The 21,537-nt window shown below is 54.2% G+C and carries 21 protein-coding genes; 10 read left to right on the plus strand and 11 right to left on the minus strand.

Going from position 1 to position 21,537, the window contains the following annotated elements:
- Positions 1-33 precede the first annotated feature (33 nt).
- From ACSV5M_RS02485 to ACSV5M_RS02500, 4 genes are all read right to left on the minus strand, one after another.
- The gene (locus tag ACSV5M_RS02485; RefSeq protein WP_439173933.1) at positions 34-2,028 is read right to left on the minus strand and encodes a cation:proton antiporter domain-containing protein; all 1,995 of its coding nucleotides are present in this window, start codon (positions 2,026-2,028) and stop codon (positions 34-36) included.
- 104 nt (positions 2,029-2,132) lie between these two features.
- Positions 2,133-3,932 (minus strand): DNA helicase RecQ, encoded by a 1,800-nt coding sequence (gene recQ, locus ACSV5M_RS02490; RefSeq protein WP_439173934.1) that lies wholly within the window; start codon positions 3,930-3,932, stop codon positions 2,133-2,135.
- A 37-nt stretch (positions 3,933-3,969) separates the two neighbouring features.
- On the minus strand, positions 3,970-5,277 hold the full coding sequence (locus tag ACSV5M_RS02495; RefSeq protein ID WP_439173935.1) for a dicarboxylate/amino acid:cation symporter: 1,308 nt from the start codon (positions 5,275-5,277) through the stop codon (positions 3,970-3,972).
- A gap of 55 nt (positions 5,278-5,332) precedes the next feature.
- Entirely contained in the window at positions 5,333-5,608 is a 276-nt protein-coding gene (locus ACSV5M_RS02500) for an HU family DNA-binding protein (RefSeq protein ID WP_439173936.1), read from the minus strand.
- Positions 5,609-5,804: 196 nt separating this feature from the next.
- Here ACSV5M_RS02500 and ACSV5M_RS02505 point away from each other — a divergent pair, with 196 nt between their 5' ends.
- From ACSV5M_RS02505 to phoR, 4 genes are all read left to right on the plus strand, one after another.
- Entirely contained in the window at positions 5,805-6,392 is a 588-nt protein-coding gene (locus ACSV5M_RS02505; protein WP_439173938.1) for a chorismate--pyruvate lyase family protein, read from the plus strand.
- An 18-nt stretch (positions 6,393-6,410) separates the two neighbouring features.
- Complete coding sequence (ubiA, locus tag ACSV5M_RS02510) at positions 6,411-7,310, plus strand: 4-hydroxybenzoate octaprenyltransferase (protein ID WP_439173939.1); 900 nt, start codon at positions 6,411-6,413, stop codon at positions 7,308-7,310.
- A gap of 122 nt (positions 7,311-7,432) precedes the next feature.
- The gene (phoB, locus tag ACSV5M_RS02515; protein WP_439173940.1) at positions 7,433-8,131 is read left to right on the plus strand and encodes a phosphate regulon transcriptional regulator PhoB; all 699 of its coding nucleotides are present in this window, start codon (positions 7,433-7,435) and stop codon (positions 8,129-8,131) included.
- Positions 8,132-8,276: 145 nt separating this feature from the next.
- Positions 8,277-9,551, plus strand: a complete 1,275-nt coding sequence (phoR, locus tag ACSV5M_RS02520; RefSeq protein ID WP_439173942.1) for a phosphate regulon sensor histidine kinase PhoR — start codon at positions 8,277-8,279, stop codon at positions 9,549-9,551.
- A 155-nt stretch (positions 9,552-9,706) separates the two neighbouring features.
- Here phoR and ACSV5M_RS02525 read toward each other — a convergent pair whose 3' ends face one another.
- Entirely contained in the window at positions 9,707-10,429 is a 723-nt protein-coding gene (locus ACSV5M_RS02525) for an acyltransferase (RefSeq protein ID WP_439173943.1), read from the minus strand.
- A 100-nt stretch (positions 10,430-10,529) separates the two neighbouring features.
- Here ACSV5M_RS02525 and ACSV5M_RS02530 point away from each other — a divergent pair, with 100 nt between their 5' ends.
- Both ACSV5M_RS02530 and ACSV5M_RS02535 read left to right on the plus strand, forming a co-directional pair.
- Entirely contained in the window at positions 10,530-11,147 is a 618-nt protein-coding gene (locus tag ACSV5M_RS02530; protein WP_439173944.1) for a class I SAM-dependent methyltransferase, read from the plus strand.
- A 311-nt stretch (positions 11,148-11,458) separates the two neighbouring features.
- Complete coding sequence (locus tag ACSV5M_RS02535; protein WP_439173945.1) at positions 11,459-13,822, plus strand: carbohydrate-binding protein; 2,364 nt, start codon at positions 11,459-11,461, stop codon at positions 13,820-13,822.
- Between the two features lie 54 nt (positions 13,823-13,876).
- On the opposite strand, the gene ACSV5M_RS02540 is transcribed toward ACSV5M_RS02535, so the two are convergent.
- On the minus strand, positions 13,877-14,722 hold the full coding sequence (locus ACSV5M_RS02540; RefSeq protein WP_439173946.1) for a MipA/OmpV family protein: 846 nt from the start codon (positions 14,720-14,722) through the stop codon (positions 13,877-13,879).
- Positions 14,723-14,793: 71 nt separating this feature from the next.
- Here ACSV5M_RS02540 and dbpA point away from each other — a divergent pair, with 71 nt between their 5' ends.
- Positions 14,794-16,236, plus strand: a complete 1,443-nt coding sequence (dbpA, locus tag ACSV5M_RS02545) for an ATP-dependent RNA helicase DbpA (protein WP_439173947.1) — start codon at positions 14,794-14,796, stop codon at positions 16,234-16,236.
- Positions 16,237-16,239: 3 nt separating this feature from the next.
- Here dbpA and hslO read toward each other — a convergent pair whose 3' ends face one another.
- The 4 genes from hslO to yrfG form a co-directional block, all read right to left on the minus strand.
- Positions 16,240-17,127 (minus strand): Hsp33 family molecular chaperone HslO, encoded by an 888-nt coding sequence (hslO, locus tag ACSV5M_RS02550; RefSeq protein ID WP_439173949.1) that lies wholly within the window; start codon positions 17,125-17,127, stop codon positions 16,240-16,242.
- Between the two features lie 67 nt (positions 17,128-17,194).
- Complete coding sequence (locus tag ACSV5M_RS02555) at positions 17,195-17,641, minus strand: DUF4124 domain-containing protein (protein WP_439173950.1); 447 nt, start codon at positions 17,639-17,641, stop codon at positions 17,195-17,197.
- Between the two features lie 5 nt (positions 17,642-17,646).
- Positions 17,647-18,048: an RNA-binding S4 domain-containing protein gene (locus ACSV5M_RS02560; protein ID WP_439173952.1), complete on the minus strand. Its 402-nt coding sequence runs from the start codon at positions 18,046-18,048 to the stop codon at positions 17,647-17,649.
- On the minus strand, positions 18,045-18,734 hold the full coding sequence (gene yrfG, locus ACSV5M_RS02565; RefSeq protein WP_439173954.1) for a GMP/IMP nucleotidase: 690 nt from the start codon (positions 18,732-18,734) through the stop codon (positions 18,045-18,047). The genes ACSV5M_RS02560 and yrfG overlap by 4 nt, the downstream gene beginning before the upstream one ends.
- A gap of 53 nt (positions 18,735-18,787) precedes the next feature.
- Here yrfG and nudE point away from each other — a divergent pair, with 53 nt between their 5' ends.
- Together nudE and cysQ are read left to right on the plus strand one after the other, a co-directional pair.
- Positions 18,788-19,336: an ADP compounds hydrolase NudE gene (gene nudE, locus ACSV5M_RS02570; RefSeq protein WP_439173955.1), complete on the plus strand. Its 549-nt coding sequence runs from the start codon at positions 18,788-18,790 to the stop codon at positions 19,334-19,336.
- Positions 19,329-20,204 carry a 3'(2'),5'-bisphosphate nucleotidase CysQ gene (gene cysQ / locus ACSV5M_RS02575; RefSeq protein ID WP_439173957.1) on the plus strand — a complete coding sequence of 292 codons (876 nt, stop codon included), beginning with the start codon at positions 19,329-19,331 and terminating at the stop codon, positions 20,202-20,204. Before nudE ends, cysQ begins: the two co-directional genes overlap by 8 nt.
- 9 nt (positions 20,205-20,213) lie before the next feature.
- Here the strand turns inward: cysQ and ACSV5M_RS02580 are convergent, their stop codons facing one another.
- Complete coding sequence (locus tag ACSV5M_RS02580; RefSeq protein ID WP_439173959.1) at positions 20,214-20,492, minus strand: hypothetical protein; 279 nt, start codon at positions 20,490-20,492, stop codon at positions 20,214-20,216.
- A gap of 88 nt (positions 20,493-20,580) precedes the next feature.
- Between ACSV5M_RS02580 and ACSV5M_RS02585 the strand changes: the two genes are divergently transcribed.
- Positions 20,581-21,117, plus strand: coding sequence for a glutathione peroxidase (locus ACSV5M_RS02585; protein ID WP_439173960.1), 537 nt, complete (start codon positions 20,581-20,583; stop codon positions 21,115-21,117).
- Positions 21,118-21,537 lie beyond the last annotated feature (420 nt).

Below are 21,537 nucleotides of genomic sequence, written 5' to 3' on the forward strand. Positions count from 1 at the left end.
TAGATGCGCTAAACCCAGACGGAGCCGTGATTGTTACGGCGTGGTCAGCTTCACGCCCAAAAGCGCCTGTTCCGCTTGTTCCAGATCTTCCGGTGAGCCGAACATGACCAGCACATCGCCACTGGCCAGGCGGGTATCCGGGGCGGGTTTGAGTTGTTTTTTATTGTCACGGACCAGCGCAGTAACGACCACGCCGGTCAGCGTCAGTTCGTTCAGTGCGCGACCGATGGCTGGGCTGTCCGGTGGTAGCGACACCGGGCGCAGGCGATCCGCATCCTGTTCGTGCAAGGTATCAGCAAGAAAACTGTCACCGCGGTAAAGCTCGCGCAATAACCGGTAGCGGCCCTCCCGCTGTTCTTTCATCCGGCGGACGATGCGCGAAATTGGCAGTTGTAAGGCCATCAGGGTATTCGCTGCGATCATCAGGCTGGCTTCCAGTGTTTCTGCGACTATCTCCGTCGCCCCCGCCGCGCGTAATTCTTCCACATGACTTTCATCGCGAGTGCGCACCATCACTGGTAGATCCGGGCGCAGGCTGCGCAGGTGTTGCAGTATCCGCAGGGCGGAAGACACGTCCTCATGACTGATGACGACCAGACGGGCTGTTGCGGTTCCCAAGGCTTCGAGGATATCGCGCTCGGCGGCATCACCATAAAATACGCGCTCGCCGGCAAGGTGGGCTTCCTTTACTTTAGCGGAATCCAGATCCAGCGCCAGGTAGGGGATCTGCTCCAGTTCCAGGAAGCGCGCCACACCTTGGCCGATGCGACCGTAACCACAAATGATGACGTGGTCATTTATCTGCCCCACGGTGTCCACCCCGGGTTTGGGGGCCGGTTCTTCCTGTTGTTGTGGGCGGGAGGGCGATGCAAACAAGCTCGCCAGTGCGTGGTTATAGCGGATAAGGAAGGGCGCAACGATCATGGAAAATAGGACTGAGGTCAGGGCGATCTGACCAGTATCTGAGGCGATAACATCCGCTCCCATAGCGATGGAAACCAGGGCAAAACCAAATTCCCCTCCCACGGCCAGAATCCAGCCAGTGCGCCAGGCGGTGGCGGCATCAATACCGGCAATGCGGACGATTTGCACTACCACCAGGGTTTTTATCAGTAACAGCGCCACGGCGCCGAGCAATGCCCAGTGCCAGATCTTGGGTAAGGAGGACAGATCGAACAGCATACCGATACCCACGAAAAACAGACCCAGCAGCACATCGCGGAAGGGGCGGATAGTGGATTCCACCTGATGTCGAAACTCCGTCTCGCCCAGCATCATGCCGGCGAGGAATGCGCCAAAGGCCATGGACAGGCCGAGGCTATTCGTGGTCCAGGCGGCCAGCAGCGACACAAATAACACGGTCAGGGTAAAAATTTCCGCAGATCGGCGTTCCGCAACCAGATGAAACAGGGGTCGGAACAACCAACGTCCCACCAGGTACACAGAGCCGAAAGCGGCTGCCGCTTTCACAAACGCCCAGCCAAGGGCTCCGGTTAAATCGCCGAAACTGGCTGAGGCCATACCCAGCACGGGAATAATGACCACAAAGGGCACGGCGGTGACATCCTGAAATACCGACATGGCAGTGCCGAGGCGCCCATGACGGCTGTATTCATCGCCCTGTTCTGCCAACTGTTTGCTGATGATTGTGGTGGATGATTGGGCGAAGACCGCGCCGATGACAAAGGCACCGGCAGGCGGCAAGCCGAGCAGCCAAGCCACCATGCCGACGATGACCGTGGTCAGCACCACTTGGGCAGTACCCAAACCCAATACCAGGTGACGCAGGGCATAAATCTGCGGCAGCGAGAAATTCAGACCGATGGTGAATAGTAGAAACACAATCCCGAATTCAGCGAACGCCTGGATGGGTTGTGGATCGATAACCGGACCGATGGTGTGTCCGCCGAGTATGACACCCACTAATAAATAACCGAGGCTGGAAGGTATGCGCAGCCGCTGGAAAATCAGTACGACGGTAACGGCCATGCCGAGTAACAACAGCAAGTGAGCGAAAGACTGGTCCACTATCAGGGCTTCCGTAATAGAAAGGGCGGTTGGCGTAAAAGCCGGAGTATATAGCAAGCCCGGATGACTAATCTTGTGGAAGATCAAGCCTCTCGGCCCACGGCTTATACGTATTCGTGCTCGCGAATCACTTCCAGAAACTCATCGCCGAAGCGTTCCAGTTTGCTGTCGCCGACGCCGGAAATATTAAGCATCTCGCTGGGTGTGAGCGGACGCTGTTCGAGCATTTCCCGCAGGGTGGCGTCGTGAAAGATAACGTAAGGCGGCACGCCATGTTCCTCTGCAAGCCGTTTGCGGCAGGCGCGCAATGCGAACCATAAACTTTCATCTTCCGGTGCCACGGCGACAGGCGCGCGGCGTGTTGCACTGGTAGCCGCAGTTTTGATGTCGCGGCGCAACTGGATGGCTTGCTCACCGCGCAATACCGGACGGCAGGCGTCATTCAACAATAAACTGCCAAAGCCACTGGCATCCACATCGAGAAAGCCGCGCGCCACGAGTTGGCGAAAGACAGAGCGCCATTCATCGGCACTCAGGTGTTTACCGATGCCGTAGGTGGATAATTTATGGTGATCAAAACTGAGAATTTTTTCGTTGTTGCTGCCGCGCAACACATCGATCACATGATTGGCTCCGAAGCGTTGGCCGGTGCGGTAAACGCAGGATAAGGCCATGCGCACGGCCTCGGTCGCATCCCAGGTTTGTGCCGGTGTTAAACAGGAGTCGCAGTTGCCACAGGGTTCATCGAGGTTGTCCCCGAAATAACGCAACAAGGTTTGCCGCCGGCAGCTGGTGATCTCGCATAAACCGAGCATGGCTTGCAGGCGTTGTTGTTCCTGTCGCTTGAATAATTCGCTGCCTTCGGAACCGGCCATCATCTGGCGCAGTTTCACCACGTCCTCGAGCCCATACAACAGCAGCGCGGTGGCCGGTTCGCCGTCGCGTCCAGCCCGCCCGGTTTCCTGATAATAAGCTTCAATGCTTTTGGGCAAATCCAGGTGCGCAACAAAACGCACATCCGGTTTATCAATGCCCATGCCGAACGCAATGGTCGCCACCATAATGATGCTGTCTTCGCGCAAAAATCGCCGTTGGTTTTCGGCCCGCAGGCTTGCACTTAAACCGGCGTGGTAGGGCAAGGCATTAAAACCTTCACCACATAACCAGGCAGCGGTTTGTTCCACTTTGTTGCGCGACAGGCAATACACAATGCCCGCGCTGTCTTTTTGTTCGTCGCGTAGAAAACGCAACAATTGTTGGCGGGGATTATTTTTTTGCTGGATGCGATATTGAATATTCGGCCGATCAAACCCGCTGATAAATTGCTGCGCGCTTTGCAAACCCAGGCGCTCAATAATTTCCTGGCGCGTGCGCACATCAGCGGTGGCAGTGAGCGCAATGCGCGGCACCTCGGGGAAGCGTTGTTGCAGGATATCCAGCTTTAAATAATCGGCGCGGAAGTCGTGGCCCCATTGCGCTACGCAGTGCGCCTCGTCGATGGCAAACAGGGAAATGCGGGCGTTGTCCAGCAGGTCGAGCATGCGGTCCTGCAACAGCCGTTCAGGGGCGACATAGAGCAAATCCAGTTCGCCGTTTTGCAGGGCCCGCTCAGTTTGCCAGGCGTCCTGCGGCGATAATGTGGAATTTAAAAAACCGGCACGCACGCCGAGTTCATGCAGTGCGCTGACCTGATCCTGCATCAGTGCAATCAGAGGCGAAACAACCACGCCGGTACCGGCGCGCGCCAGGGCAGGAATCTGGTAACACAGGGATTTCCCGCCGCCGGTGGGCATCAACACCAGGACGTCATCACCGGCGATCAAATGGTTGATCACCGCTTCCTGCGTACCACGAAAGCGGTTGTAACCGAAGGTATGTTCGAGAATAGCGTGGGGTGTGGTCATGCATCCTTACCTGACACTGGAGTAATAAACATCGGCATCATTCTTTGGAAATCTCATCCACCAGATTTTTATTGGTGTTTTCAAAGCGCGCGCGGTCCAACAGGTTTTCACTTTTGGCTACAACCGTAGAGACCATGGCATCGCCGGTAATATTCACGGCGGTGCGAATCATATCGAGCAAACGGTCGACACCGACGATCAAGGCAATACCTTCCAGCGGCAGGCCCACCTGGTTTAACACCATCGCCAGTGTCACCAGGCCAACGCCGGGAACACCGGCAGTGCCGATGGAGGCGAGGGTCGCGGTGAGAATCACCAACAGGTAACCGCCCAGGCCGATGTCGATATTGTAAGCCTGCGCAATAAAAACCGTGGCTACGCCCTGCATGATGGCCGTGCCGTCCATATTGATGGTAGCGCCGAGGGGAATACTGAAAGACGCTACTTTGTTGTCCACGCCCAGATCGTTTTCGACGGTGCGCAAGGTGATCGGCAAGGTGGCATTGCTGGATGCAGTACTGAAACCGAACACCATCACCGACCACATCTTGCGAAAGAAAATCAGCGGGTTTAAGCCGCTCAATAATTTCAGCAGCAAACCGTAAACGCCCAGGCCGTGTAAGAACAACACCAGCAGCACCGTAAAAAAATACAGCGCCAGGTCCGCCACGGCATGGATACCCAGAGAAGAAAATAATTTCACCAGCAGGCAGAACACCCCATAAGGCGCGATGTGCATCAACAGCAGCACCATCTTGATTACCACGGTGTTGAGGTCGTTGAAGAAGGCTTGCAGGTTTTGTGCGGCGGGGGATTCGCTGCGGGAGATGGCAATGCCGAACAACAGGGAAAATACAATTACCTGCAACATATTGCCATCAGCCATGGCCTGGATCGGATTTTCCGGAAAGATATTGATAAAGGTCTCTTTCAAACCCGGCGCTTCAATCGCGCTGAAACCGGTGGCCATGGTCAAGTCCACATCTTCACCGGGCTGAATCAGCGAGGCCACCAGAATCGCGAGGGCGATGGCCATAGCAGTCGTCAGCATATAAAGCGAGACGGTTTTGAGTGCCATGGCGCCCATGCGACTGTGGCCGCCGAGCGCGGCGCTGCCGCATACCAGCGACACAAACACCAGTGGGACAACCAATAATTTGAGCGACTTGATAAAGACCTGGCCCACCGCGTCCAGAAATCCGTTGATCAACACCCGATCAAGCCAGGCGCCCCAGGCGGTTACCGGTAGGCCGGTATCCGGATCTATAGCGATAATCAGGTTAAACAAAATGCCGACGATAATGCCGAGGATCATGCCCAGCAGGATTCGGTTGGTGAGTGTCATCCTAGCCTCGATCGTTGTTATCAGTGGTGGGGTTTCAGTCGGGTGTTGGTTGTTATTATGGGTTCAGCGCGTCTTTCAACGCTTTACCGGGCCGAAACAACACACTGCTGCTGGCGGCGATCTGAATGGTATCGCCGGTCTGTGGGTGGCGCCCCTGGCGCGCGGAGCGATGGCTTCTTACAAAGCTGCCGAATCCCACTAGCGACACCGATTCATCGCGGCTGAGTGCATTGGTGATGTGTTCAATCATGGCGGATACCGCCGCATCCGCCTTGTCGCGGCTCATATCAGTTTGATCGGCAACCCGATCGACGAGATCAGTTTTATGCATGGCAAGGGCCCTCAAGTATCGATAGTCCTGACGCGGTAGTGGCAGGCTGGACAAACGGGAGTGTACCCGCTCAGGTCGCCGGGGGGCAGTGAAAACGGCAGCTTTTTATTGGTCGGGACCGATTGCCGGCCAAACTCCCGGTGCCACCTGCTAGAATTCCGCGCTGGTTTGCCGACATGTGTGACAGGAGCGACTTTTGGGGTTATCGATAAATGGCCGGGTAACATGGCAGCCGCTGGCGCAGTGGCCCAAGGCGCAACGCCCGGAGGCGGCGCTGTGTGAGTGGTTGCTGGACAAAGGTTCACTTACGGCGCGTCTGGTGGCTCGCAGTCACGATCATTTTCATGTCGAGGTATTGCGTCAGCAGATTGCGCGGCCCGCCTTATCGGAATGGCGTTGTTTGAACATGGACCGTTCGGAGCTGGCGTTGATTCGCGAAGTGGTATTGTGCGGCCACCAGCAGCCCTGGGTATTCGCCCGCAGCGTGCTGCCCCTGACCAGCCTGACCGGTAGCCTGCGGCACTTGCGCAAACAGGACGCCCGTCCACTGGGGGCCTTTTTGTTCAGTCAGCCACACTTGCAGCGCAGTGCCATTGCTGTGAGCCGGCTGAAACGCCATCATGGCTATGTGCCGGAACCGCTCACCAGCGATAAGCCCTTGTGGGGGCGGCGTTCGGTGTTTTACCTGGAGGATAAACCGCTGCTGGTGAGCGAAGTCTTCCTGGACGCGTTTGTCGACACCCTGGCCTCGCCGCCACCCTTGATGTCTACCCATCGTCAATAACGGACAACAGAATCTGCTATGACTCAACCTAGCCAGCGCCCCGCCGCTAAACAACCCGCTTTATCTATTGGCCAACGCATCCGCCTGTACTGGCAATTGATGCGCATGCACAAGCCTATCGGTGCACTCTTGCTGTTGTGGCCTACCCTGTGGAGCCTGTGGCTGGCGGCCGATGGCGTGCCGCGCTGGGATGTGCTGGTGATCTTTGTGCTGGGGGTGTTTGTGATGCGCTCCGCCGGCTGCGTCATCAATGACTTCGCTGATCGCAAGGTGGATGGCCATGTCAAACGGACCCGTGAACGGCCACTGGTCAGCGGACAGGTATCGAGTGGCGAAGCTATCGCCTTGTTTATCGGATTGTGTTTGCTCGCCTTTGGCCTGGTGCTATTAACCAATCCCCTGACGATTCAATTATCCGTGGGTGGTGTGTTACTGGCATTTTGTTATCCGTTTATGAAGCGTTACACCCACCTGCCGCAAGTGGTGCTGGGCGCGGCTTTTGCCTGGGCCATTCCCATGGCCTTTGCCGCCCAGAGTGGGGCGCTCGGTGTGGAAGTCTGGCTGCTCTATACCGCTGTGGTGCTGTGGACCGTGGTCTACGATACCTTTTATGCCATGGTGGACCGCGACGATGACCTGCGCATCGGAGTGAAATCCACGGCCATCCTGTTTGGTGAGCAGGACCGCCTGATGACGGGCGTGTTACAGGCCCTGACGCTCTACGCTCTGGTAATGGTCGGCTCGCGCTTCGAGCTGGGTACTTTTTATTACATCAGCCTCGGTGTGGCCGCTGCGCTGTTTGCCTACCAACAATACCTGATCCGCTTTCGCCAGCGGGAGGCCTGTTTCAAGGCCTTCATGAACAACAATTGGGTGGGTCTGGCCGTCTTTATCGGCGTGGTGGCCGACAAACTCTGAGAATTTACCGGTGCTGCTGGTGCTGCGTTGAATCCTGTGCTGTCATAAAGTTGTAACACAGGGCTTATTTAATACGCTTGCAACAATTGCTCTCAGCCATCAGCGGGTAACAGGTAAGAATTATGAGTGGGCGTAAAATCTTGATCGTCGATGACGAGTCAGCCATTCGCGACATGCTCCGGGTCGCACTGGAAATGGCCGAGTATCAGTGTATCGAAGCCAGCAATGCACAGGACGCCCATGCGTTGATTGTGGATGAAAAGCCTGACCTGATCCTGCTGGACTGGATGATGCCCGGCACCAGCGGTATCGAACTGGCGCGCCGCCTCAAGCGCGACGACGTGACTGCTGATGTACCCATCATTATGCTCACCGCCAAAGGTGAGGAAGACAACAAGATCCAGGGCCTTGAAGTCGGGGCCGACGATTACATCACCAAACCCTTCTCCCCCCGCGAACTGGTCGCCCGCCTGAAGGCGGTATTGCGCCGCGCTGACCCGCAGGTTAATGGCCACCCTATTACCGTGCAGGGTTTGTGCCTCGACCCGGCCAGTCACCGGGTGACGATCAACAACCAGGCGGTTGATATGGGGCCGACGGAATATCGCCTGCTGGAATTTTTCCTCACCCACCAGGAAAGAGCCTATACTCGCAGCCAACTGCTGGACCATGTGTGGGGCGGCAACGTCTATGTGGAAGAGCGTACGGTGGATGTGCACATCCGCCGGTTGCGCAAAGCCCTCACTGTCGACAACCACGAAAACCTGGTCCAGACTGTGCGCGGTACCGGTTATCGTTTCTCCACCAAGGCCGACGCATAATTCAAACCGGTTAAAAACGCACAGGCGTTTTCAACAAGACCGGTGGGCAGAAATTTTTATATCCCGCGCGAAGAAAAGTCATATTTCCGCGCGATAGTGAGTGAAAATATTCTGCTGGAGATGGTTGTGAAAGAGGCTCACTATTTTGCTGCAAGGTTTTAGCGCCGAACTCAAGCGCCTGTCGATCTTCGTCGCGATCTGTCTGTTACTGGGCTGGCTGACCGGACACTTATTGCTGGTATTGGATATCGGTGTCCTGGCGTATCTTGCCTACATGCTCTGGCAAATGTCGCGGCTCAACCGCTGGCTGTTGCGCAAAAACGACGAAGAGCCACCCGAGGCCACGGGTATTTGGGGCGACGTTTTCGACAATATCTACCACCTGCAACGTCACCAGCGCCAGGAAAGGGAAAACCTGCAAGCGGTGATCAATCGCGTGCAGGAAATCACCTCTGCATTAAAAGACGGCGTGATCCTGCTGGACTGGCGCGGTCACCTGGATTTCTGGAATCCCGCAGCCCAACGCTTATTGGGTTTTCACACCAAAGACCAGGGTTTGTCGGTCATCAATTTTATTCGTCACCCGCGCTTTGTCAGTTACTTTGAAGAAGGCAATTACAGCGAGCCACTGGAATTACCCTCACCGCGTTTTTCCTCCAAGCAACTGCAATTTCAGATTACCCGCTTTGGTAAAAATGAACGCCTGATCCTGGTGCGCGACATTACCCAGATTCATAACCTGGAACAGATGCGCCAGGATTTTATTGCCAACGTCTCGCACGAGTTACGCACGCCGTTGACGGTGATCAGTGGCTACCTGGAAACCCTGGCGGACAACAATAACCTGGGCCCGACCTGGCAAAAACCCCTGCAACAAATGCAGCAACAAACACAGCGCATGGCATTGCTGATCAATGACCTGTTGGTGTTATCAAAACTGGAAACCACCGAGGTGGGCCACAACCAGAAACTGATTCCGCTGGAGCCGTTGCTGCATTCTATTCGCAATGAAGCTGTGGCATTGAGTGGCGATAAGGAACAGGAAATCACCCTGACCTGCGATGGCAATATTCAATTGCTGGGGAACGAAAAAGAACTGCACAGCGCTTTCTCCAACCTGGTGGTTAACGCCGTGAAATACACTCCGGCCAAAGGCAAGATCGCCATGCGCTTGTGGAAGGATAAACAGAATTGTTATTTCGCGGTCAGTGACAATGGGCCGGGTATTGAAAACAAACACATCCCCCGCTTGACCGAACGCTTCTACCGCGTCGACGCCAGCCGCAACAGCAGCACCGGTGGTACCGGTTTAGGCTTGGCCATTGTTAAACACGTGCTGTTGCGTCACGATGCCGAATTAAAAATTACCAGTGAAGTGGGTAAGGGCAGCGTCTTCACGTGCGTGTTTCCGCTTCATTGAGATTTTTGTCGGGTTACGCTTCGCTAACCCGACCTACATAAACCCCATACCCGTAGGTCAGATTAGCGAAGCGTAATCCGACGCGATCTTTCAGTCGCAAACCAATTTTCTTTTCGAAGAGGCATTGTAGGGTTAACCGAAGGCGTAATCCGGCATCAATCGTTTTTATTCGGAAAGAAAACGCTACGCAACCAATTCCACCAGCCATTGTTGGCCAGCATATACCGATCCAGTTCATCCTGATTGTGGTAATAATGTTCTGCATCGCGAAACATCAATTCACGTTTCAACATCCGGCGGTGCGGATTTATTTTTTTAACCACCCGCGCCGGGTTGCCCGCCGCGACCACATTCGCCGGAATATCTTTGGTTACCACCGAGCCCGCGCCAATCACACTGTTCTCACCGATTGTCACACCTTTCAATACCATCACACTTTCACCCAGCCAGACATTGTTCTCCAGCACCACCGGCCTGGTGCAGCGAAACGGGCGGATACGGTTGTACACATGGTGCCAGTCGCTATCGCTCACATACACATTGGCGGCCAGCATACAATTGTTGCCGACGCGCACGGATCGGGCCGCTGAAATTCTGACGCCGGGAGAAATCAAACAATAATCACCCATCACAATTTCACCCTGCCCTTGCTTGCCGGACCAGGTTGTCAACCGAATTTTATTGTCCGTGGCGGCAATAAGATGGGCATGATCACCGATGCGGATGTTGCGCCCGAATAATTCCAGGTGACGCGGGTGGGCAATCTCCAGATACTTTCCCGCAGCATCAAATTGCGGGCGAATAAAATGTTTAACGTACCAGCGATTGCACAGGGTGCTGATGCGTTTTATCCAGTAAGGTTTGGTATTGCGACGCACAGGATATTTCCATGGAGTTGACGAGTGTTGGTGTGATGACAGTCGGCAAAAAAATTTTCAACTGTTAGAATGCCGCGCAATGTCATTCAGGAACGCGATTATGCCCGTCACTTTGCCTCTGGATATCGATAGCGTCAAAGGTTTTCTTGCCGCCGAAGAAGGTGAGGCGCTTTATCATCATACCGCGCAAGCGGCACAACACGGTCCGTGTCTGGAAGTGGGCAGTTATTGCGGAAAATCCACGGTGTATCTCGGTGCTGCCTGTAAAGCGGCCGGTGCGGTCTTGTATGCGGTGGATCACCATCGCGGTTCGGAAGAACATCAGCGCGGCGAGGCATATCACGACCCCGAACTCTATGACGCGCGCGCCGCATTAATGGACAGTTTCCCCAGTTTTCGCCAAACACTGATCCGCGCCGACTTGCTCGATACGGTAATCCCGATTGTTGCGCCATCGCAACTGGCCGCCCGCCAGTGGGCCACACCTCTGGCCATGGTATTTATCGACGGCGGCCACAGTATGGACGCCGCATTAACGGACTACCGCAGTTGGGCCGGCCATATCATGCGCGGCGGCCTCCTGGCGATTCACGACGTCTTCCCCAACCCCGCCGACGGCGGGCGCCCGCCTTATGAAATCTGGAAACTGGCGCAAGCCTCTGGTTTATTTGAAGCATTACCGTTGGTGAAAAGTCTCGGCATACTGCGCCGAATTTAGGCGCTGTAACGATTATCCGAAGGACTGATGTTGCGGAATTTTTTTGCTTCTGCATTATTTTTATGAATTGTTGTGGGGGTGTCGGGTTACGCGGCTGTGCCGCTAACGCGACCTACGGGCGCCACGTCGACGGATAGTCAAGTAGGTCGGATTAGCGCAGCGTAATCCGACAACTCCCCAAACACGCAAACCGATACCTGTTACTGGTTTCTTCATCGATCACTCCTGCATAATTCCCTCACGCCGGGGTCCTCGCTTTACCCTGGCGTAAAAATAAGTGAGAGAAATAACAATAACCTACAGGTAATCCTATGAAACCTTTACATCAATCTATGGTGCGCGGTCTGCTGCTCGCAGGCTTGGCACTCGGTATCAATAATATTTCCCTGGCACAGAATCTCGGCAGCAACTTGGCCCTTACTGGTCCGGGCGCCGGTGCGGACGGTTCCGGTTTCAGTAATACGAAAACGGTGCGTGACGGCAATATCAACTCCGCCTCGCAAGCGAGCGGCACGAGTAACCAACGGGTGTCGGTGAAATGGAGCACTGCACAAACCTTTAATACGGTGGTACTGCGTGAAGCCGGCAACCGCGTGACGAACTGGCAACTGCGCAATCATGAAACCGATGAAGTCTTATCTGCCGGTAACGCCATCGGCGCAAACCGGGTGATCAATCTCGGCGCGGTAAGCATGAAAAAAATCAGTTTGTATGTCGATGCCAGCGCGGCACCGGCCATTGCAGAATTTGAGGTCTATAACGCAACCGGCGTCGCAAGTTCGAGTGCTTTGTCGAGTGTCTTATCGAGCTCGGTATCGAGCGCTTCAAGTTCCGCGCCCGTTTCCTCAAGCGCGTCGGTCGCCAGCTCGTCATCCCTGATGTCATCTTCCGTTGCGCCAATGTCCTCGTCGAGTGCCAGCAGTGCGCCGTCGGTCGCGACCACCTACGAAGCGGAAGGTGGCGTGATCACCAGCGGTGCGGTGGAATTCAATCACAGCGGTTACACCGGTTCCGGTTTTGTTAATTATGATAATCAGGTGGGCAGTGCCCTGGAGTGGACGATTTATCGGGCCAATGCCGGCAGTGCAACCCTGACATTCCGGTTTGCCAACGGCACAACAGCAGATCGCGCGATGAATATTCTGGTCAATGGTGCATCGGTAAACGGCAATATGTCATTCCCCGGCACCGGTGCCTGGAATAGTTGGACAACCCGCAGTATCAACGTCAATTTGCACGCAGGGACCAACACTATCCGCACCCTGGCGACGACGAGCAATGGCGGTCCGAATATGGATTACATGACGGTATCCGGCGCTGCAGCAAGCAGCGTGTCGAGCAATTCCAGTAGCAGTGCGGCCAGTAGTGAAGTACTGGCTTTTCCCGGCGCGGTCGGCTTCGGTCGTCTGACCAGCGGTGGGCGTGGTGGCGATGTTTATATCGTGACCAACCTCAATGACAATGGTGCCGGTTCGCTACGCGACGCGATTACGTCAGCCAGTGGCCCGCGCACGATTGTGTTTGCGGTATCAGGCAATATCCTGTTGCAATCCAAGCTCGATATTAAACGGCCCAATCTCACGCTTGCCGGTCAAACGGCGCCGGGCGATGGCATTACGGTTGCGGGTTATCCCGTTACGGTGAATGCCGATAACATCATCATTCGTTACATGCGTTTCCGTTGCGGCGATTTCAATGCATTAGCAGAAAACGGCAAGCCCTCAAAAGGTAATGGCAACTTAAAAGGCAGTACGGCGGGCGCACTGGACGTGCTGGTGGCGAACAACGTGATCATTGATCACGTATCAACGTCCTGGGCAATCGATGAAACCTTGTCGGTAACCTATTCAAATTATGTAACGGTACAACATTCTATTGTGTCGGAAAGTTTGAATGACTCTTATCACGATAAAGGTAACCATGGTTTCGGTTCGCTAATTCGCGGTAACGGTGAAGGCGGCAGTACGTTTTATCGCAACCTGTATTCGCACCACGATATGCGTAACCCCGGTGCAGGCAGTAATCAGACAACCCCATCAATAAAAGGCCAACTGGATTTTGTTAACAATGTTGTCTACGGCTGGGGTACGCGTTCGGGTGAATCCATTGGTGGTTCGGCGGGCGGTATTGTGGAGATCAACTATGTTAACAACTATGTGATCGCCAATAACGATTCACGCAATGCCAATTCCGTGTGGGATGAAGTCAAGACCGAAGGCATCCTGACCTACCAATCCGGTAACAAACTTGATAACAATATGAACGGGGTGCGTGACGGCGTGGACAACGGTTGGAGTATGTTCCCGAATTTTACCAGTGCGCAACGACGCAGCTCGCGCTGGAATTTTCCTTCGGTACCGACGGTCAGTGCAGAGCAAGCCTATGACGATGTGTTGAATCAGGCCGGTGCGTCACTCGCGCGCGATGCGATTGATGCGCGTGTTGTACAGCAAGTTCGCAGTAATACCGGGCGCATCATCGACAGCCAGGATGAAGTCGGTGGATTGGTTGCGCTTTACAGCGATGCCGCACCAGACGATAGCGACAGCGACGGTATGCCGGATGCGTGGGAACAGCAGCGGGGTTTGAATCCGTTTAACCCGAATGACCGCAATGATTATTCATTGGATTCGATGTATACCAACCTGGAAGTGTATTTAAATAGCCTGATCTAAGGTTACAGCGGTGGGCAATCTGAACGGAATCAGATTGCCCGCCGTCCCGGCTGTTTATCGAATAACCCAGATCAACGCCAGGCCGCCCGCCACCGAATCCGTTGTTTCCACCAATGGACTTTCCTCAAACTCTGCGCCGCGCAAATTATCATAACGAATAAAAAATGCGATGCGATAATGGTCAATCGCGCGACTCATCGCCCAGGAATTGCTCCAGCCGCTGTAGCCGGCGTCGGCTTCAAATGCCGGGCGCGCTGCGGTCGCGTATTCTTCTGCAACGGTGTAGTAGTGATCGTGGTAATCATCACTGGCGTAGTACACGCCAGTGCGAAAGGTGAAATTCCATTTTTCAATTTCGGTGCGAAAAGCGAGTTGCGGATGGACAAGCCAGCCAACATAGTCGGTATCGCCGCCGCCCACCGCAACTACACCGCGCAGCGGTAAATGCATCATCCAGCCTTCCCGAAAATTATCGCCGGTTAAATTAATATTCAGCGCCGGCCCGAATTCAACGGTGGAATAGAGTTTCGGCATACCTTCACGCAATTCATTTTCATCGCTCTCTGGCGTAATGGAGGCGCTCATGCTGAGGTTGAATTCAAAATCATCGCGGGTGAATAATTTTCCGCGCACCCCGTCGCGATCCGTCTGAATATATTTGCCGCGATAAATAAAATAGGGAATGGGAGCAACATAATGGCTGTATTCTTCGGAGCCGCGATAGTCCGGTCCGCTGATGGCGCCGACGCCGATGCCGGCTTCCCAGGTTTTTACCGTGGCTGCGGAAGACGCTTTGGTTGTGGGGGCTGTTTCCGGAATGGCGTCATCCTCGGCTGTTTGAGCGCTTGCCGCTTGGCTGATGAAACACCACAACAATAAAACCCTGATTGATAAATTCATGAATAACCGTTCCTGAAGAATTCAGCGCAGATCATAGAGTCAATCGACTGCAAAACAAAGCGCGGGGACGAATGAAGGTGAATCTGCTATCCTGCTCACCCGTTTCTTTGCCGCTAGCCACCGAGTTTATTGTGACCACGACTGCTTTTTCCACCTTGCCCCTCGCGCCGGCCATGCTTGAAAACCTTGCATCGCTCGGCTACCACACCATGACGCCGATCCAGGCGCAGTCCTTGCCGGTGATCCTGGCAGGCCGGGATATTATTGCCAAGGCCAAAACCGGCAGCGGTAAAACGGCCACGTTTGCGATTGGTTTATTGAATAAGCTGGATGTTAAACAATTTGCAACCCAGGCGTTGGTGCTCTGCCCCACACGGGAATTGGCGGACCAGGTGGCAAAGGAAATCCGGCGGCTCGCGCGGTTTACCCACAACGTAAAAGTGTTGACACTGTGCGGTGGTGTTTCTATCGGCCCGCAACTCGGCTCATTGGAGCGCGGGGCGCATATCGTGGTCGGTACGCCGGGGCGCATTGTGGATCATCTGGGTAAAGGCTCTTTATCGCTGCAATACTTGCAGCAACTGGTGCTGGATGAAGCAGACCGTATGCTGGAGATGGGTTTTGCTGACGCCTTGGAGACGGTATTGCAAGCCTGCCCGCTGCAACGGCAAACCTTATTATTCTCGGCGACCTATCCCGAAGCGATTCAAAAAATCAGTGCGCATTGTCAACACAACCCTGTGTCAGTCACCGTGGATTCACTGCACAGCGACCAACACATCGAGCAACATTTTTATGAGTTGCAGGATGCCTCACAAAAACAGTCGGCGGTACTAACACTGTTGGCACATTACCAGCCCCAGGCCTCGATTGTGTTCTGCAATACCAAACAGCAATGCGATGACGTGTGTGCAGATTTGCGTGCGGCAGGTATTAGCGCTTTAGCACTGCATGGCGATCTGGAACAACGCGACCGCGACCAGACTCTGGTGCGTTTTTCCAATAAAAGTTGTTCGGTGTTGGTCGCTACCGATGTAGCGGCGCGCGGTCTGGATATCAAAGGTCTGGATGCGGTGATTAATATTGAATTGTCGCGCGACCCGGAAGTGCATGTGCATCGGATCGGTCGCACGGGCCGCGCGGGCGAAACCGGTTTGGCGCTGAGCCTGATTGCGCCTAACGAAGTGCCGCGTCTGAATCGCCTGGAAGATTACTTGCAGCAAACACTGACACTGGAGAGTTTGCCGACCACACAACAAAATCCCGCAGAATTACAACCGCAGATGGTAACGCTGTGCATCGACGGCGGGCGCAAGGACAAATTGCGCCCCGGCGACATCCTCGGCGCGTTAACCAAAGACGCCGGTTTGTCCGGTGACACTATCGGCAAGATTGATATCTTTGATTTTTGCGCTTACGTTGCCGTTAACACAACGGTGGCAAAAAAAGCCCTGCAACATTTGCAGCAGGGAAAATTGAAAGGAAAAAAATTCAAGGCGCGCCAGGTGCGTTAACGTTTAGTGCAATGTGGTATCCCCAAACAACGCACGAACCGCCGCCGCGTCAAAATGATAATGCTGATTGCAGAACTGGCAATCCACATCAATGTGGCCATTCTCTACCAATAATTTTTCCACTTCATCCCGCCCGATAGACACCAGCGCATTGCCGGTTCGCTCACGGGAACAGCTGCAGGAAAAGGTTAGCGCGCTGGGATCAAACAGGCGCACCTGATGCTCATGGAACAAACGATACAGCAAGGTCTCGTGATCGAGGTTCAGCAGCTCATCGTCGGATAAAGTGTCGGCTAAGGCTGATAAGGTTTCCCACTGATCTTCGTTATCTTCCTGGCTTGTGTTGACCTGGCGAGGCAGCGCTTGCAACAGGAGACCGCTCGCATGGGCGCCGTCGGCGGCAAACCACAAACGGGTTGGCAGTTGCTCGGACTGATGAAAATAATGTTCCAGGCAACCCGCTAATCTCGCGCTGTCCATAGGCACTATGCCTTGGTAGCGTTCACCGCGTTTCGGCTCAATGGTAATGGCCAGTACACCTTCGCCGAGCAGGGTCTGCATGTCCGCTGACTGCTGCTGTGCTTCGGTTAATTCAATATCCGGATTAAGCCGCACAATGCCGCGCAAATTTTTATGATTACTACATTCCGCCATGATGGTGCTGATAGGACCGTTGCCGCGCGCTTGCAGGATGATCATGCCATCGAACTTCAGGGTGCTGGAAAGCAAACTGGCCGCCGCGAGGAATTCGCCCAATAAATGTTTAACGCTGGTGGCGTAGGGATTGTTCTGCATGATTTCGCGATAACTATCGCCTAGGGTGACAATCTCGCCGCGAATATCGTATTCATCAAACATAAAGCGGTGCAGTAAATCATTGCTGGGTGTCATTGTATAAACCATCAAGAAAGAAGTGTGGCACCATCAGGTGCGCTGGAGATCATTCGATTAAAGGGACTCAGTTGCAGTGCTCGGCCAGGTAGCCTTGCACCTCTTCAACACGTTGTTGACGCTGTTTCTCGGTTACCGGAACCGCTTTACCGTCTTCGTCAATAAATTGCACTCTGCCGTCTATCTTGTTCAGGTAATGGCGAAGATTATTGCAGTGCTGTATATCTTCGGGCGTCGGTTGGTTTTTCAATTGCTGCTGGCGGTGATATTCACGATCCGCTTCATTCTCGGGGCGGAAAATGTCCTGTAGCTTGCGTTGCTCTTCGATGCTGGTGTCGATATTTTGTTTTTTTATCGCCTGGGTAATATCTTCCGCCTCTGTCTTCGGCTTTTTGTCGCTGTAGTGCGTCTTGCCATTTTCATCAACCCAGCGATACACCTCTGCGTGGGGCATGGAAGCAACCAGTGCACTGAACAATCCCAGTGCAGCAAATAAATGGCGATGGATTTTCATAGGTATCAATCATCCAGATGTTTACGTTCAAAGCGGTGGATTTGCCGACGTTCCTTTTTGTTGGGGCGATGGTCGCTGATGATGTAGCTGCCCATGCCCGCCTTGCGTTGCGCGGCGCGTTCTTCACGTTGCGTGCGACTTTCTTCGGTTTCCTGATACAAGAGTGCCGCTTCCGGTGCGCCGCGTCGCTGTTCCGATAACCCGGTTACCAGGACAGTTTTTTCATCCAGGTCCTGACGGATGGTTAAATAAAGCCCGGTGGTAATTTCCTTACTGGCTTTCACACGGTGGCCGTCGCAGTGAATCTTGCCGCCTTCAATCGCTTGCTTGGCCAGGCTGCGGGTTTTAAAAAAGCGCGCGGCCCATAACCATTTATCGATTCGCACTTTGCCTTCGGTGGTCATCATAAGGCTTTCACCTCTAGCAAACCGCTGCCACCCGGTGGGGGCGGCATGATTTCATCAAAATGATGGATCGCCGGATAGCCTTCAATACGCCGCGCTGTTTGACTGTCCGGTTGATGAATACACAAGAGGTGACCAATACCGAACTGTTTGGCTGAATCGAGGATGCGCACCGTATCATCCACAAACAAGGTGCGCGCCGGGTCAAATTGTTCGCGCGCTTGCAGCCGTTGCCAGAATTCCTGATTCTCTTTGGGGTGCTGGAATTCGTGGGATGAGATGATGATATCCAGCCAGCGATCAATGGCGGTAACTTCCAGTTTAAGCGATAAACTTTGTGGATGAGCATTGGTTACCAGCAAGAGTTTTTTGCTATGCTGGCGCAGGCGTGTGAGAAATTCCTCCACATGGGGACGCATGCGAATTTTGTGTTTGATCTCCGCTTTCAGGCTGCGAATATCCACTTGCAGGGCATCGGACCAGAATTCCAGGCAGTACCATTTGAGTGTGCCTTCGTGGCGACGAATATGATCTTCCAGGTGTTCGCGGGCCACTCGCAGATCCAGCTGGCGAATTTCTGCGTATCGCTGTGGCAGATAATCCAGCCAAAAATAGTTGTCGAAATGGAGGTCCAGCAAGGTACCATCCATATCCAGTAACACTGTGTCTATATCGTGCCAGTTAATCATCAGTGGTTATTCACTCTGGTGCGGGTAAATCCTGCAAAAATTCAGGGCTAAGTATGCCGACAAAACCCGAGATATTAAAGCGTCAGACCGTGGCGCGCAGCCGCTTGTTTCGCGCAGACGAATTGCATTTGCGGTTCAGTAACGGCGAAGAACGCATCTACGAAAAATTGTGCAGCGGTGGCCCCGGCGCAGTGCTGATGGTGCCTATGCTGGATGACGAGACGGTGTTGTTGGTGCGTGAATACGCAGCCGGTATCGAGGATTACCACCTCGCGTTACCCAAAGGGGCTATCGATAAAGGCGAAACCCTGATGGAAGCGGCCAATCGTGAACTGAAAGAAGAGGTTGGCTACGGCGCGCGGGATTTGCAGTTATTAAAGCGCGTGAATTTATCACCGGCGTATATGGAGCATGGCATCAACATTCTGCTGGCGCGGGATTTATATCCGGAGCGTTTGCCCGGCGATGAACCCGAGCCCATCGAGGTGGTGCCCTATCCCATGAAAGATCTGGTGAATCTGGTGGCGCGCCCCGACTTCTGTGAAGGCCGGTCCATTGCCGCGTTATTCCTGGCGCGCGAGTGGCTACTGGTCCATGGATAAACAACCACTTGATGGAGGCCTGATCGACGCACTGATCACGCTGGCGCGCGCGGCGGGTGATGCCATCATGGCGGTCTATACCAGCGCAGAATTCGGCATTGAACAAAAAGCCGACGAGTCACCGGTAACCCGCGCCGATATCGCGGCCCATGACATCATCGCGGCGGGCCTGGCGCGTTTACTCGACCTGCCGATGATTTCCGAAGAGGCGCCTGTGCCGCCAGCCTCCGAACGCCAGACCTGGACGCGTTACTGGCTGGTTGATCCGCTCGACGGTACCAAGGAATTTATCCTGCGCAGCGGGGAGTTCACGGTCAACATTGCCTTGATCGAAGCGGGCAAGCCAGTGCTTGGCGTGGTCCACCTGCCAGCCCGGCAGATAACCTATCTGGGCGTTGCCGCATCCGGGTCTGCGCAATACAACGGCGCCTGGAAATACTGTGAAGATCACCCTGCGACCCGCATTCGGGTCCGCTCGCTCGCCCAGGCGCGGGATGATAATACGCTGGTGGTGTTGGCCAGCCACCGCCATGGTACGGGCGCAGTCAATGCATTGGTGGACCAATTACGGCAACGGTGGACTGGCCGGGTGGCCTTGACCAACGCGGGCAGTTCGTTAAAGTTTTGTCAGATCGCCGAAGGGCTGGCGGATTTTTATCCGCGCCTGGCGCCGACCTCCGAATGGGATACCGCTGCCGCGCAGGCCGTGCTGGAGGCAGCCGGTGGGGCGGTGGTCAATGCAGATGAAAGCGCCGGAGCCTGGTTGAGTCCGCTGGTGTACAACGATAAAGACGATGTGATCAATCCGGATTTTTATGCGGTGGGTGATGTCAATCTGGATTGGCCGGCTCTGTTAAAACGATCTTAACGACATGATTTAACGGTTGCCCCAGATCTTCGCCACCGCACGCTCGTTGCCCAGCAGGCCGACAATAAAACCAACGGCGGCCACCAGGCCGAAGACCACCACCGGAATCAGGTAACCCTTGTCGGCATCGGCGGGCATCAGATACACCAGTGCGGCGCACATCACTGAAAAAAGCAGGCTAACCGCCAGGAGTATCTTGCGACTCAAAGGTTTATAAACATAAGGTTCATCGCCGCGCTCAAGGGGATTCAACAGGGGTGAAAAGAGTTTGCGCAGTGATGCCTTCATGAAGATTTTCCGTATAAGTGTGTATGCTGTGTTCGATTTCAGCGCCTAATACTAACGCGTCTCTACCATTAATCCAGAGGATTTTCCCATGAAATCACAAGCCTTTTTTGGCGGTCTTGCGTTGCTGTTGTTATCCGGCCCGTTACTCGCCGCCTGCCCGGATTATCTACAGGGCGAGTATCGCCAGTTGCACTCCACCAAGGATATCGACCTGTGCAAACTGACCGAAGGCAAACCCGTGTTGGTGGTCAATACCGCCAGCCATTGCGGTTACACCAAGCAATTCAAAGGGCTGGAAGCGCTGAGCCAGAAATATCGCGATAAGGGCCTGGTAGTGGTGGGTTTTGCCAGTGACGACTTCAACCAGGAGGCCAAGAATGAAGAAGAAGCGGCCACCATCTGCTTTGAAAACTTCGGCGTGACCTTCACCATGTTTGCCCCCACCCATGTGCGCGGCGACGAAGCCAACACCCTGTTTAAATCCCTGGCCAAAGCTACCACCGAGCCTAAATGGAATTTCAACAAATACCTGTTGGACAAAGACGGCAAGATCGTTCAGCACTTCGGCAGCGGCGTGAAACCGGAAGACAAGGCGCTGACCGGTGCCATTGAAAAACTGCTTTAATCCATCACCGAACCTGGTCCCGCTCCGCAGGATCAGGTTCGCTTAATGGCGCTTTCTTTGGCCGAACATGACAAAGTTCCCTCCGTCCCTGTGACGCAATAGAATATTTTTGCCGTCCTTTTCTGTTCTTTTATAGCCAATCCTTATTTAAATTCGCGGATTTTTGAAACCGTATTCATTTTTGCGCCTCCTTCTCTGCCATCTACCTGATATGGCCCGACCCTGCCAAACCCAGTATTGGTGCGGGTTTCATCGCAACAGAATGCTAATAACCCCTGAAATTGAAGACTTTATCCCTGCGTATGCACCGCCGGTTCTATGCCGGGAAATGGCCGCTGCTTCGTTGACGGCTAAATAAACTTTTCTTGAAACCGGTTACAGATTGAGCCATATTAAAGTCCACCGGCGTGATCATATAAA

Source organism: Cellvibrio sp. ARAG 10.3 (assembly GCF_051846955.1).
Taxonomy (GTDB): domain Bacteria; phylum Pseudomonadota; class Gammaproteobacteria; order Pseudomonadales; family Cellvibrionaceae; genus Cellvibrio.